We start from the raw sequence: 12534 nt of genomic DNA, 5'->3' as shown, positions 1-12534 counted from the left end.
GCTCAGCCGGCGAGGCCCAGCGCGGCCAGCCGGTGCGGGTCGGCGATCACGTCCACCGCCGCGATCCGGCCGCCGGTGACGGTGAACGCCATCACCGACAGCGGGCGGTCCCCGGCGCTCACCAGCACCCCGGCGGCGCCGTTGACGAGCACCGGCCGGGCGTGCGGGAAGAGCCGGCCGAACGTGGTCGCCTGCGCCGCCACGGTCGTCGCGCCGGTGAGCACGACCGTGTGGCGGGCGCGGGCGGTCCCGGCGTCGGAGCGCAGCACCACATCCGGGTGCAGCACCGCGATCAGCGCGTCGAGGTCGCCGTCGCGGGCGGCGGCGAGGAAGGCGTCCACCACCGCCCGCTGCCGGGTCAGGTCGGGATCGGGGGTGGGCGCCTGTCCGCGTACCCGGCGGCGGGCCCGGCTGGCGAGTTGCCGGGCCGCCGCCGGTGAGCGGTCGACGAGCGGGCCGATCTCGTCGAACGGCACGCCGAACATGTCGTGCAGCACGAACGCGAGCCGCTCGGCCGGGGTCAGCGTGTCCAGCACCACCAGCAGCGCCAGGCCCACCGAGTCGGCGAGCACCGCGGCGTGCGCCGGGTCGTCGGCGCCGGTCTCCACCACCGGGTCGGGCAGGCGTACGTCGAGGGGGTCCTCCCGGCGGGCGGCGCGGGACCGCAGCGTGTTGAGGCTGACCCGGGTGACCACAGTGGTGAGCCAGGCGTCCAGGTTGTCCACCGAGGCCGCGTCGGTACGGGACAACCGCAGCCAGGTCTCCTGCACCGCGTCCTCGGCGTCGGTGAGCGACCCGAGCAGCCGGTACGCCACCGCGCGCAACCGCTGCCGCTCCCGCTCGAACCGTTCCGCCAGCCCGGTGTCCATCACCTGAGCCTCCCCTCCCACACGCCGTCTCGACCCGCACCGGGTCACCGATGTGACCAGACGTGACGGCTGTCACATCCGTCACGTCGGCGGGCCGGCGCGGGTCGACGTGACAGCGCAGGCGACGGAAGGCGACACGATGAACAAACAGATCCTGGTCACCGGCGGCACCGGCACGATCGGCCGGCACGTCGTACCGCTGCTGCGCGCCTCCGGGCACCCCGTGCGGGTGCTCAGCCGGCGCGGCGGGCGGTCCGGCGACGGCGTCACCCATGTGACCGCCGACCTGCTCGGCGGCGCCGACCTCGGCCCCGCCCTGCGCGGGGTGTCCACGGTGCTGCACCTGGCCGGCGGCGCGAAGGGCGACGACCGCGCCACCGTACACCTGGCCCGCGCCGCGCACCGGGCCGGTGTGGCGCACCTGGTGCACATCTCGGTGACCGGCGCCGACCGGGTGCCGCTGGCCTGGATCCGGTCCAAGCTCGACGCCGAGCGCGCGGTGACGGACTCCGGCGTCCCGTGGACGGTGTTGCGCGCAGCGCAGGTGCACGACCTGGTGCTGACCATGCTGACGGCGATGGCCCGGCTGCCCGTGGTGCCGGTGCCGGGCGGGCTGCGGTTGCAGCCTGTCGACGCCGCCGAGGTGGCGGCCCGGCTGGCCGAGTTGACGCTGGGCGCACCGGCCGGGCTGGTGCCGGACCTGGCCGGGCCGGGCACCCACGGCATCGGCGAGCTGCTGACCGGCTACCTGACCGTCACCGGGAAGCGCCGGGCCCGGCTGCCGGTACGCATCCCCGGGCGAGCCGGCCGCGCGTACCGGGACGGCGCGAACCTCGCCCGGCCCGGTGCGGCGAGAGGCGTGCGGACCTGGGCCGACTTCCTGGCCGAGCGGGCGCCGTCGCGGCCGGTCAGCTGACGCGCTGCGGCAATTCAGGCGTCGGCGGCACGCGTGACGGGATGGAACTGCTCGAACATGACCTCGTAGCCGTCCGGGTCGAGCCCGTAGAAGATCCGCGCCCAGCCCACGTCCTCCGGCTCCAGCGTCACCGGCAGCCCTTCGTCGCGCCACAGCGCGTACGTGGCGTCCAGGTCGGCGGTGGGCACGGTGAGCACGACACCGAGCCCCGGCGGCCCGGCCTTGACCTCGCGTTCCCGCTCCGCGTTGTGGTGCCCGTGGCGGTGCAGGTCGGACAGGATCAGCCAGGTGTGGCCGAACGTGAGGTAGCGCAGGTTCGGCTGATCCGCGTTCGGGATCTCCTTGAAGCCGAGTCGCAGGTAGAGCCGGTGGGAACGGTCCAGGTCACGGACCCGGAGCCCGAGCTTGAGCTGTCTGGCGGCCATCCGGCCGAGGCTAGCCGACCCGGGTCACCAGCCCACCGAACCGAGGCCGACCGGGGTGAGGCGGCGCACCTGCGGCTCGATCCACTGTGCCGCGGTGACCAGCTTGACCAGCCGGTCGATGGTCTCCGGCGGCCCGGCCACGAAGCTGCGCCGGTCCGCCGGGCAGCCGTACCTGTCGTCGAACGTGCCGCCGTCGAGCGCGCGTACCGCCATGCCGGCCTCGACGGCGAGCAGCATCCCGGCGGGCAGATCGACCGCCTCGGGGCGGTAGCCGACGATGCCGTCGATGTCGCCGCGGGCCAGCATCACCCAGGACAGCAGCGGCGCCCACAGTTGCAGCACCCGGCGTGCGCTGGTGTCCAGCACCACCTTCAGCGCCCGGGCGGTGCTGTCGTCCCGGCGTACCTCGTGCCCCTGGGTCCAGGCCAGCACGGGCGCGGACGGGACCGGACGCTGCGCGGCGCGCAGCGGCCGCGCGGCCGGGCCGGACGCGTGCACGAACGCGCCCCGGCCGCGCACCGCCGACCAGGTACGGCCGGCGACCGGGTCGTGCACCACGCCGAGCACCGGCGAGCCGTTGTCGCACAGGGCGATCCCGACCACGTACGCGGGCAGCCCGATCGCCACGTTGTTCGTGCCGTCGAGCGGGTCGACGAGCCACGCCCAGGCGGTGTCCGGGGCGTACTCGCCGCCCTCCTCGGCGATCACGCCGTGCTCCGGCCAGCGGGCCCGGATCCGGTCGACGATCAGCCGCTCGGCGGCCAGGTCGAGGTCGGTCACCAGGTCACCGGTGTCGTTCTTGGCCCGGGCGTGCACCTCCCCCCGGGTGCCCCGGCGCAGCAGTCGGCCCGCCGCCTGCGCGGCCTCCACCGCGAACCGGTGCGCGTCGCGCAGGTCGGGCCCGCCTCTGCTCGGCTCCACGTCCATGGCTCCTCCAGCCAGTCAGCCCCGTGCCACAAGTCGCGCGATCTGCCGCGCCATCCGCGCGGTCTCCGCCGCGTCGCAGCGGTCCCGGCGAACCCGGTGGCTGCGCCCGTCCACCGCGCCGAGGCTCAGGTCGCACGCGCCGGGAGTGGTCCGGCCGAGCGCCACAGTCACCGCCGGCTCACCGGCGTCGACCTCCGAGGTGTGGAAACCGCCGGCGCGCAGCGCGTACGAGTCGCCTGCGGAGTGCGTCTCCACCGTCGCGGTCATCGCGGTCACCAGCCGGTCGGTGGCGGCCATCTCGTCCACCTCGCCGAGGCTGTGCACCTCGTAGATCCGCCAGGCCGGGTCGGCCGGCGCGTCGTCGACCTCGATCAGCTCGTTGCGGACGGTGCCGTGCAGCACGTGGCTGAGCAGGTCCCAGCTGTGCGAGTGCATGGTGGACGTGGTCGGGCGCACCGGCGGCGGGTCGGCCGGCCAGGCGTGCACGCAGATGCCGTCCGGGCCGTCGCGTTCCACCGGCAGGCAGGTGAAGCCGAGCGGATGCCGGACCGCGCGCAGCGGCCGACGCCCTTCGGCGACGTCGCCGAGCACGTCCAGCACCCAGCCGCGCAGCATCTCCGGCCGGGTGCCCCGGTCGATCTCCCGTTCGAGGTCGGCGTAACTGGTCATGAGTAGGGGTTCCTCGCCTGGACGGCCTTGCCGATGATGTCGGCGACCTCACGGTCGCCGAAGGACCGGGGCAGCGTCAGGCCGAGGGCGGTGAACAACCGCCGTACCTGCTCGACCGACGGCTCGTCGTCGAGCTTGACCTGGGCCGCCGCCTCGATCGGCACGCGCCGGCTCTGCCGGCGGCTGTAGTCCAGCTCGATGTTGAAACGGTTGTAGTAGACCTCGCCGCGGTCGATGCGCAGCGCGGGCGTCTGCGGGTTCTCCTGGGTGATGACGACGCAGGACGAGGAGAGGTCGTAGCGGAACGTGGTCATCTGCGCGGAGAGCCGGACGTCGACGGTGAGCAGGCCGGACCGCTGCAGGTGCCAGCAGGCGGCCAGCACCGTCGCGTACGACTCCTTGCGGGTGCGGTCGACGGTCCACGGTTCGCCCGGCGCGTCCGGGTCGAGGCTGCGCCGGAACCGCGCGTACCGTTCGCAGACCTCCTCGTCGGTCGGATCGATGATCTCGATCGCGACGGTGAGCGTGGCGTTGCGCCGCCGGGCGTGTTCCAGGCAGTCCGGCAGCGTGACCGCGCGCAGGAAGGTGCCGGTGCCGCCCTTGAAGCTCCACTGGTCGGTGTGCCGCCGCGCCTCGGCCAGCGCCTGCCCGACCTCGCTGCCGTGCAGCACGCGCACCATCGAGACACTGTCGATGGCCTCGCGGGCCCGGTTCAGCGCGCCTTCCGGCCCAGTGATCTCCTGCATCTGCGGGACCAGGTCGGTCAGCCGGTCACGGGTGTCCGAGATGACCTGACGGACCTCCCGCTCGGTGGTGCGCCGGCGCAGCCGGTCGCGCAGCATCGCCTGCGCGAGCAGGCCCAGGACCAGCAGGATCGCGCTGTTGACGACCTCCTGGTCGACCGCGTTGGTGAGGCCGAGCACGGACACCGTGAGCGCCAGGACGAGGCCGATGAACGCGTCGAGATTGGTCACGACCCAGGCGAGCAGGCGCGTCATGACATCCCCCGGTCGACGACGGAACCTCCATGATAGCCCGCTGTCAATGTCGCCATCACACCCTGTTTCGGGCCGGTGGCGGTCCGCCCTGCCGGCGGGCGGCGCAGATCAGCGAACCGCCCAGGCCGGGCGCGGCGCGGGCCAGCCGGCGCGAGGTCACCCACCGGCCGCCCGGCAGCCGCCAGCCGACCTCGTTCGAGCGCAGCGCCACCGGCGTGAACCCGGCCCGGCGCAGCGTCCGGCGCAGCAGCGAGGCGGTGAACGGGCGGATGTGCAGCCACAGGTACGGATGCAGCGGGTCGACCTGGCGCGGCGCCCGGCCGGCGAGAAACGCCAGCCGGTCCTGCACCGGCGCCAGGTTCGGGGTGGTGAGCACCAGCAGGCCGCCGGGCGCCAGCACCCGGTGGCACTCCCGCAGCAGCGCCAGCGGGTCGTACACGTGCTCGATCAGCTCCCCGGCGAGCAGCCCGGCGAAGCTGCCCGCCCGGAACGGCAGCCCACGGGTGGCGTCCAGGCAGACCGGCAGCGCCCGTCCGCAGGCCGCCGCGCGAGCAGTGCGCAGCGCCGTCTCGGCCGTGTCGGCGAGCATCACCGGGCCGGGCAGCGCAGCCGGCTCGAGCATGCCGCGCGGCCCGCAGCCCAGTTCCAGCACCGGCCCGCGGCCGGTCACCCCCTCGGCCATCAGCCGGGCCGCGACCGCGCGGCGCACCCGGTGGTACGGGTCGTCGACGTACCCGTCGACCTCGGCGCCGTCGTGGTAGCGGCGGTGGTTGGCGTGCCTGCCGTGCGCCTGCGCGCGGTGCGACGACGTCCCGGTCGGCGGCTCGGCCATCACCCCTCCACAGCGGACGCCGGCCCCGTCGGCGGCGTCCGCTCCAAGCCTCGCACCGGTCGCGCCCGGCGGCGCGCACATCCGTCGCCGGATGTGCGCGCGGCGGTACGTCAGATCGCCCGCGCCCAGTCCAGCCGGGTGCTGTCGTCGTACTCGTCGCCGGGGATCCACCACTGCTCGCCGAAGCCACTGGTGGACACGATGATGTTGCCGCCGTCCGGGTACTCGTTCTCCGGCGGGATCGACAGCGCGGCGCAGTAGCGGCCGTCCGGGGAGAACACCGGCGACAGGTAGAACCGGGGCTCGTCGGTGAGCTTCTTCAGCCCGGTGCCGCCGATGCGCACCGACGCCAGCGACTGGTTGTAGACCTCCCGGTCCAGGTGCCAGCGGTTGGTGCAGAAGACGACGCGCCCGGAGTCGGGCATGAAGACCGGCGAGATGAACATCTCGCCCGCCACCGGCGTGTAGACGGGCCGCACCGTGCCGGTCGCGAGTTCCAGCACCCGCAGTTGCCAGCCCTGCGAACGGCTACGCCACTTCACGACGATCATCGAGCCGTCCCGGGACCAGTCCGGGTCCCTCATGGAATGCCCCTCGACCAGCACGCGGGTGGCGCCGGTGACCACGTCCACAGCGATCAGCCGGTCGTTGTCCTGCCCGGTGACGAGCGCGATCTCGGAGCCGTCCGGTGACCAGGTCGGCGCGCCGTAGCGGACACCGAACGGGTCGGCGAGCAGAGTGCGCTTCTGGCCGGTGACCCGGTCGTACACGGCCACGAACGGCTCGAGCGTGCCGTCGCCCGAGCGCGCCGTGTTGACCCAGGCCACGTACCGGCCGTCCGGCGAAGCCTTCGCGTGGTCCCCGTTGGGCAGCAGCTCCCGCGGCGTGGTCCGGCCCGGGTCGACCTGGAGCACACCCCAGCCGACGCTGACCAGCCACGACCCGTTCACCGCGTCGGCGGCGGACACCGGTGCGGCGGACGCGGCGGAGGGCGCGGCTGCCAGCCCGGTCGCGGCGGCGAGCCCGGTCAGCGCGGCGGTACGCAGCAGGGCACGACGATTCAGTGCGGTCATTCGACAACCCCCGTGAGAGACGTGGCCCCAACCCTCCCGAGTGGATCGACGCACCGGAATCGGACGAGCGGCCGCTTCACGTTCGGCTGCTCGTCCATCACCGCCGGTGAGCCCGGAGCGGCCCGGTACGCTCGCCCCGATGACCTCCGACGCGCTGCACCGCGCCCTCACCGAGGCGGGCGACCCGCCGCTGCTCCCGCTCCCGGGCGTGGCGGTCGAGCTGCTGGCCGCGCTGGCCGCCCCGCCGCGCCTGGGCGCGCACCTGCGGCTGGTGCACGACGTCGCCTGGCACCTGACCGCCGCGTTCGCCGACCGGTTCGCCGCGGTGCCGTTCGACAGGCAGGCGGTGCTGTTCGGGGCCGCCGTGCACGACCTGGGCAAGGTCGAGCATCCCGGCGAGCTGACCGGCCCTGGATCGGCGCACGAGGAGGCGGGCTACCAGTTGCTGCTGCGCTTCGGCGTACCGGAGGAGCGGGCCCGTTTCGCCGTCACCCACGCCGCCTGGCACTCCCCCGGCGTGCAGCTGGAGGACCTGATGGTCAGCCTCGCCGACAAGGTGTGGAAGGGCCGCCGCGTCACCGACCTGGAGCAACTCGTGGTCGACCGGCTCGCCGGCATCACCGGCCAGGAGCGCTGGCAGACGTTCCTGGACCTCGACGACGTGCTCGCCGAGCTGGCCGCCGGCGCGGACCGCCGGCTGGCGTTCCAGGCCGAACATCCGGTGTACGGCTGACGCCGGACCGACGGCGGCGATGAGTCCGGCACCGGCCGGTGGTCTGCCCTGAGTCGGTGTTCTCCGATCTCCGGGAGGAAACATGAGCACAAGCGAAGCGCGGGGCCGGGTACGGGCGTTCGTCACCGTGTCCCTGGACGGCTACGTCACCGGTCCGGACGACCACGCCGGCCAGGGGCTCGGTGTCGGCGGCGAGCGGCTGCACCACTGGGTGATGGGTGGGCCGTGGACCTACGACACGCCACGCGAACCCGGCACCGGCATGACCGGTGCGGACCGCGCGTACTTCGACGAGCTGCTGGCGGGCGTCGGCGCCGCGCTGTGCGGCCGAGGCATGTACGACGCCGCCGGCGCGTGGGGCGGCCGCAACCCGTTCGAGGCGCCCCTGGTCGTGCTCACCCACCGCACCGCCGACCAGCCCGACCCGGACGCCGGCTTCCTCATGGTCGACGGGTTCGACGCGGCGCTGGCGGCGGCCCGGCGCACGGCCGGTGACGGCGCGGTGGTCATCGGCGGGGGCGCCGACGTGATCCGGCAGGCGCTCGCGGCCGGCGTGGTCGACGAGCTGGGCCTGTCCACCGCGCCGGTGATCCTCGGCCGCGGGAAGCGGCTGTTCGAGGGCTTCGACCGGGACGTCGACCTGGAGATCCGCGCCGTGCACCATTCGCGCCACGCCGTGCACGTCCGCTACGCCGTCGGCCGCCACGCGAGCGATACCGATTGACTTTCGATAGGTTCCGCGCGATAGTCGATGCATGCTTACGGCGCAACGCGCGGTCACACCACTCCGCGCCTTCCTGGTCCTGCTGTTCGCGATCCTGGTGCTGTTCCAGACCATGTCGCTGCCCGGGCAGTTCGCGCACATGGCGCGCGAGAACCCGGACATGGCGTACCTGCGGTGGCCCGCCACCGCGGTGACGATCTTCTGGGTGCTGTGCGTGCAGGTGGTGATCGTCTGCACCTGGCACCTGCTCACCCTGGTCAAACGCGACCGCATCTTCACCGAGGCGTCCCTGGGCTGGGTCGACGGGATCGTCTGGGCGGTCGCCGCCGCCTGGGTGGTGCTGGTCGGTGTGTTCCTCTACGTCGGCTTCAACGCCGACGACCCGGGCCTGCCGCTGCTGCTGTTCCTGCTGGTCACCGGCGTCAGCGTGCTGGGGCTGCTGATGGTCGTGCTGCGCGCGCTGCTGCGCCAGGCCACCACGCTGCGCACCGACATGGAAGCGGTGATCTGATGCCGATCGTCGTGCGCATCGACGTCGAACTGGCCAAGCGCAAGATGAGTGTCGGCGAGTTCGCCGAACGCGTCGGGCTCACCCCGGCCAACGTCGCCGTGCTCAAGAACGGCCGCGCCAAGGCCGTCCGGTTCAGCACCCTGGAGGCCATGTGCCGGGTGCTCGACTGCCAGCCCGGCGACCTGCTCGAATGGGTCGCCGACGAGGAGGAGCGATGAGATACCTGGCCGCCGTCGTCGCCCTGCTCGCCGTCGCGCTCGGCGTCGCCGGCTTCGTGTACGGAGAGGCCGACGACTCCCCCGGCCTGCAGCTCCTGTCCGCGCTGCTCGTCATCGGCGCGGTCGCCATCGGCGTCCGCGTCGTCCGGCGTACCCGGTAGGGCCGGCGCCCCCTCGACGCCGGCCCTGCCGCTCAACCCTTCACGCAGACGACCTGCTTGAGGTGGGCGACCACCTCGACCAGGTCGTCCTGCTGGGCCATCACCTCGGTGATGTCCTTGTACGCGCCGGGGATCTCGTCGACCACCCCGGCGTCCTTGCGGCACTCCACACCGGCGGTCTGCGCGGCCAGATCCGCCGTGCTGTACGTCCGCTTCGCCTGCCCCCGCGACATCCGCCGCCCGGCGCCGTGCGACGCCGAGCAGTACGCGTCCAGGTTCCCCTTGCCGCGCACGATGTACGAGCCGGTGCCCATCGAGCCGGGGATGATGCCCAGGTCCCCCTTGCCGGCCCGGATCGCGCCCTTGCGGGTCACCAGCACGTCCACCCCGTCGTAGCTCTCCTCCGCCACGTAGTTGTGGTGGCAGGAGATCGGCTCGTCGTAGCCGACGTGCGGGAACGCCTCCCGGACCACCTGGCTCAGCAGCGCGAGCATGACCGCCCGGTTGCGGCGGGCGTACTCCTGCGCCCACCACAGGTCCCGCCGGTACGCCTCCATCTCCGGCGTGCCGGTGAGGAACACCGCGAGGTCCCGGTCCGGCAGGTCGGTGTTGTGCGGCAGCCCTCGAGCCACCGCCATGTGCCGCTCGGCGAGTTCCTTGCCGATGTTGCGGGAACCGGAGTGCAGCATCAGCCAGACCCGGCCGTCGTCCGGGCCGCCCTGCTCCAGGCAGACCTCGATGAAGTGGTTGCCGCCGCCGAGCGTGCCGAGCTGCCGCTGCGCCCGCGTCTCGAGCTGGGCCACCTTCCGGTCCAGCGTGCCGAACCGCCGCCAGAAGTCGTCCCAGCCCGCCTGCTCCAGGCCCCGGACCCGGCGCGGATCGACCGCGTCGTCGCGCATCGCGAAGCCGACCGGGATCGCCGCCTCGATCGCCGACCGCAGCGGCGCGAGATCGTCGGGCAGGTCGGCGGCGGTCAGCGAGGTGCGCACCGCGGACATGCCGCAGCCGATGTCCACGCCGACCGCGGCCGGCGATACGGCCTGCCGCATCGCGATCACCGAGCCGACAGTGGCGCCCTTGCCGAAGTGCACGTCCGGCATCACCGCGACGCCCTGCACCCACGGCAGTGCGCCGATGTTGCGCAGCTGCCGGGCCGCCTGCGCCTCGATCGCGTACGGGTCGGTCCAGACCCGGACCGGTGCCCGGGTACCAGCCAGCGGGGTGAAACCCATCGTCGTCTCCTTGTTCGTGTCCGTCCTGGACAGGTGCCCCGGACACGGAGAACCGCCCGGCTCCGGTGTCGGGGCGGGCGGTTCGCGCGGATCGTCGCGCCGGCGCTAGACGCGCCACCACCCGGGTTGCCACTGCCGTCGCCGGCCCGTGCCCGATTCGGACAGCAGGACACCGGCGCGCGGCGCTTGCCGCTCGGCGCGGGTGCGGTTCTGCTGCGACACGGCAGGCTCCCTGGTGGATCGGATCGACGTTGCCCGTTCACCGTACGGGCGCCGCACACGGGCAGCAACGCGATATTCCTTCGCGCACGGATGAGCGGCGCAGGCGCGACGTGATGAGCGCCGGGCGGGTCCGGCGGCTAGCCGGCGTGCGCCACCGGGTGGCGGCGCATCTCCTCCATGAACGGGTAGCGCGCGGTCAGCTCGGCGAGCGTGATGCCGGCCCGCCACGCGGCGGCGACCTGCGCGACCTGGAGCAGGTCGGTGGCGTCACCCCGGGCCTGGACGTCGCCGTCCACCCGCAGGTCGATCATGAAGTAGCGGGCCTGGGAGCCGAGGCTGACGCAGACGACGCCCCGGGGGGAGGCCATCTCGGCGCAGGTGAACCGGCTGCGTCCCTGCTCGGGCGCGGTCACCTCGCCGACGTCGAGCTGGTTCGCGGCGGCGGTCGCCACGAGCGCGGGGGCGAGACCGCCGGGCTCGACCAGATCCGGGTAGAGGCGCACACCCAGTGCGGCGGACACGTCGCTCATGCCTGACTCCCACTTCCTCGTGACAGAGACCAGCAGCGCGCAGGTTACGAGTGTGTTTCCGGCACGCACGGCCATCCTTTCCCGTACGACCGTCCCGGGGCAATAGGAACGCCCTCATCGAACCCCTCCGAGGTACGCTGCCGCCTCATGGCGCTGATCCGGTGTGACTTCTTCTCCGAGGCGTTGGGCATGGGCACGTCGATGACGGTGCTGCTGCCCGATCGCGGCGCGGCCGGGATCGGCGTGCCGGGCGCGGCCGCCGACGGCGATCCGCCGGTGCTCTACCTGTTGCACGGCCTGACCGACGACGACACGGTGTGGACCCGGCGTACCGCGATCGAGCGGTACGTGGCGCCGCTGGGGCTGGCCGTGGTGATGCCGCAGGTGCAGCGGAGCTTCTACTGCGACGAGGCGCACGGCAACCGGTACTGGACGTTCCTCAGCGAGGAGCTGCCCGAGGTGTGCCGGTCGTTCTTCCGGCTGTCCGACCGGCGGGAGGACACGTTCGTCGCGGGCCTGTCGATGGGCGGCTACGGGGCGATGAAGTGGGCGCTGCGCCGCCCGGAGCGGTTCGCGGCGGCGGCGAGCCTGTCCGGCGCGCTGGACGTGACGCGCCGCCGCCACCATGCGACGCATCCGGTCGACCCGGCGGTCTGGCGCACCGTCTGGGGTGACGGCCCGGTGCCCGCCGACGACGACACGGTGGGGCTGCTGGAGCGCTCCGGCGAGGACCGGCCGGCACTCTACGTCGCCTGCGGCACGGAGGACTTCCTGTACGAGGACAGCATGCGGTTCCTGGACGTGGCCCGGAAGCGTGACGTGCCGGTCACCGTCGACTTCGGTCCGGGTGACCACGACTGGGCGTACTGGGACGCGCGGATCCAGGATGTGCTGGCCTGGCTGCCGCTGCGCACGCGCTGACCGGTGTGCGCGGGCGTCCGAGCGGGCTCAGACGCCCACGGTGCCGTCGATCGCCTCGCGGATGAGGTCGGCGTGCCCGTTGTGGCGGGCGTACTCGTGCAGCATGTGCAGCATGACCAGGCGCAGCGAGACGTCCTCGCCCCAGCGGGCCTGGTGACCTGTCACGTCGAGCGACTCGGCCTCCCGTTCGATGCGCCGGGCGTGCTCGATCTCGCGCCGCCACGCCTCGAACGCCTCCGCCACGTCGGCGTCGCGGGCGTCGTACGCCTGCTGGAAGTCGCCGCTGTCCGACCACACCAGCGGCACGTCCTCGGCGGCGATGACCCGGCGGAACCAGGTGCGCTCCACCTCGGCCATGTGCCGGACCAGGCCGAGCAGGGACAGCGCGGACGGCGGTGACGCCGCCCGGCGTAACTGCTCGTCGGTCAGGCCCTCGCACTTGAGGGCCAGCGTGGCCCGGTGGAAGTCGAGGAAGGCGCGCAGCGACTCCCGCTCGCCGGCGAGCAGCGGCGGGCCGATCCGTTCGGTCTCCATGAGCGCCGAGCCTAGCCGCGATCGATCTTGGTGGAACGA

The 12534-nt window shown here is 73.4% G+C and carries 17 protein-coding genes; 7 read left to right on the top strand and 10 right to left on the bottom strand.

Annotated elements, in window-relative coordinates; genetic code table 11:
* Nucleotides 1-2: 2 nt before the first annotated feature.
* On the bottom strand, nt 3-869 hold the full coding sequence (sigJ, locus tag IRY44_RS05365; protein ID WP_194799341.1) for an RNA polymerase sigma factor SigJ: 867 nt from the start codon (nt 867-869) through the stop codon (nt 3-5).
* 139 nt (nt 870-1008) lie between these two features.
* Between sigJ and IRY44_RS05360 the strand changes: the two genes are divergently transcribed.
* Complete coding sequence (locus tag IRY44_RS05360; RefSeq protein WP_194799340.1) at nt 1009-1785, top strand: SDR family oxidoreductase; 777 nt, start codon at nt 1009-1011, stop codon at nt 1783-1785.
* Nucleotides 1786-1799: 14 nt separating this feature from the next.
* Here the strand turns inward: IRY44_RS05360 and IRY44_RS05355 are convergent, their stop codons facing one another.
* The 6 genes from IRY44_RS05355 to IRY44_RS05330 all read right to left on the bottom strand — a co-directional run bounded on the left by IRY44_RS05355 (nt 1800) and on the right by IRY44_RS05330 (nt 6709).
* Nucleotides 1800-2210, bottom strand: a complete 411-nt coding sequence (locus IRY44_RS05355; RefSeq protein WP_194799339.1) for a VOC family protein — start codon at nt 2208-2210, stop codon at nt 1800-1802.
* Nucleotides 2211-2234: 24 nt separating this feature from the next.
* Complete coding sequence (locus tag IRY44_RS05350) at nt 2235-3137, bottom strand: inositol monophosphatase family protein (protein ID WP_013286528.1); 903 nt, start codon at nt 3135-3137, stop codon at nt 2235-2237.
* A 15-nt stretch (nt 3138-3152) separates the two neighbouring features.
* Nucleotides 3153-3806, bottom strand: a complete 654-nt coding sequence (locus tag IRY44_RS05345) for a hypothetical protein (RefSeq protein WP_194799338.1) — start codon at nt 3804-3806, stop codon at nt 3153-3155.
* Entirely contained in the window at nt 3803-4804 is a 1002-nt protein-coding gene (locus IRY44_RS05340) for a hypothetical protein (protein WP_091418084.1), read from the bottom strand. The genes IRY44_RS05345 and IRY44_RS05340 overlap by 4 nt, the downstream gene beginning before the upstream one ends.
* Nucleotides 4805-4859: 55 nt before the next feature.
* Nucleotides 4860-5636: a class I SAM-dependent methyltransferase gene (locus IRY44_RS05335; protein ID WP_194799337.1), complete on the bottom strand. Its 777-nt coding sequence runs from the start codon at nt 5634-5636 to the stop codon at nt 4860-4862.
* A gap of 110 nt (nt 5637-5746) precedes the next feature.
* Nucleotides 5747-6709, bottom strand: coding sequence for an LpqB family beta-propeller domain-containing protein (locus IRY44_RS05330; protein WP_194799336.1), 963 nt, complete (start codon nt 6707-6709; stop codon nt 5747-5749).
* Between the two features lie 139 nt (nt 6710-6848).
* On the opposite strand from IRY44_RS05330, the gene IRY44_RS05325 reads away from it, so the two are divergent.
* The 5 genes from IRY44_RS05325 to IRY44_RS05305 all read left to right on the top strand — a co-directional run bounded on the left by IRY44_RS05325 (nt 6849) and on the right by IRY44_RS05305 (nt 9056).
* Nucleotides 6849-7442, top strand: coding sequence for an HD domain-containing protein (locus IRY44_RS05325; protein ID WP_135240342.1), 594 nt, complete (start codon nt 6849-6851; stop codon nt 7440-7442).
* 82 nt (nt 7443-7524) lie between these two features.
* Complete coding sequence (locus IRY44_RS05320) at nt 7525-8166, top strand: dihydrofolate reductase family protein (RefSeq protein WP_194799335.1); 642 nt, start codon at nt 7525-7527, stop codon at nt 8164-8166.
* Nucleotides 8167-8197: 31 nt separating this feature from the next.
* A complete protein-coding gene (locus IRY44_RS05315) occupies nt 8198-8677 on the top strand; it encodes a DUF2975 domain-containing protein (RefSeq protein WP_135240344.1) in 480 nt (159 codons plus the stop codon).
* A complete protein-coding gene (locus tag IRY44_RS05310; protein ID WP_013476639.1) occupies nt 8677-8895 on the top strand; it encodes a helix-turn-helix transcriptional regulator in 219 nt (72 codons plus the stop codon). Before IRY44_RS05315 ends, IRY44_RS05310 begins: the two co-directional genes overlap by 1 nt.
* Nucleotides 8892-9056 (top strand): hypothetical protein, encoded by a 165-nt coding sequence (locus IRY44_RS05305; protein ID WP_194799334.1) that lies wholly within the window; start codon nt 8892-8894, stop codon nt 9054-9056. Before IRY44_RS05310 ends, IRY44_RS05305 begins: the two co-directional genes overlap by 4 nt.
* Nucleotides 9057-9088: 32 nt before the next feature.
* Here the strand turns inward: IRY44_RS05305 and IRY44_RS05300 are convergent, their stop codons facing one another.
* Nucleotides 9089-10288, bottom strand: a complete 1200-nt coding sequence (locus IRY44_RS05300; RefSeq protein ID WP_194799333.1) for an RtcB family protein — start codon at nt 10286-10288, stop codon at nt 9089-9091.
* A gap of 359 nt (nt 10289-10647) precedes the next feature.
* Nucleotides 10648-11040 (bottom strand): hypothetical protein, encoded by a 393-nt coding sequence (locus IRY44_RS05295; protein ID WP_194799332.1) that lies wholly within the window; start codon nt 11038-11040, stop codon nt 10648-10650.
* A 147-nt stretch (nt 11041-11187) separates the two neighbouring features.
* Between IRY44_RS05295 and IRY44_RS05290 the strand changes: the two genes are divergently transcribed.
* A complete protein-coding gene (locus IRY44_RS05290; protein ID WP_194799331.1) occupies nt 11188-11961 on the top strand; it encodes an alpha/beta hydrolase family protein in 774 nt (257 codons plus the stop codon).
* Nucleotides 11962-11988: 27 nt separating this feature from the next.
* On the opposite strand, the gene IRY44_RS05285 is transcribed toward IRY44_RS05290, so the two are convergent.
* Complete coding sequence (locus IRY44_RS05285) at nt 11989-12495, bottom strand: DinB family protein (protein ID WP_194799330.1); 507 nt, start codon at nt 12493-12495, stop codon at nt 11989-11991.
* Nucleotides 12496-12534: the final 39 nt, after the last annotated feature.

Source organism: Micromonospora sp. ANENR4, assembly GCF_015354395.1.
Lineage (GTDB): Bacteria > Actinomycetota > Actinomycetes > Mycobacteriales > Micromonosporaceae > Micromonospora > Micromonospora aurantiaca.
This window is presented reverse-complemented; position numbering and strand designations above follow the sequence as displayed.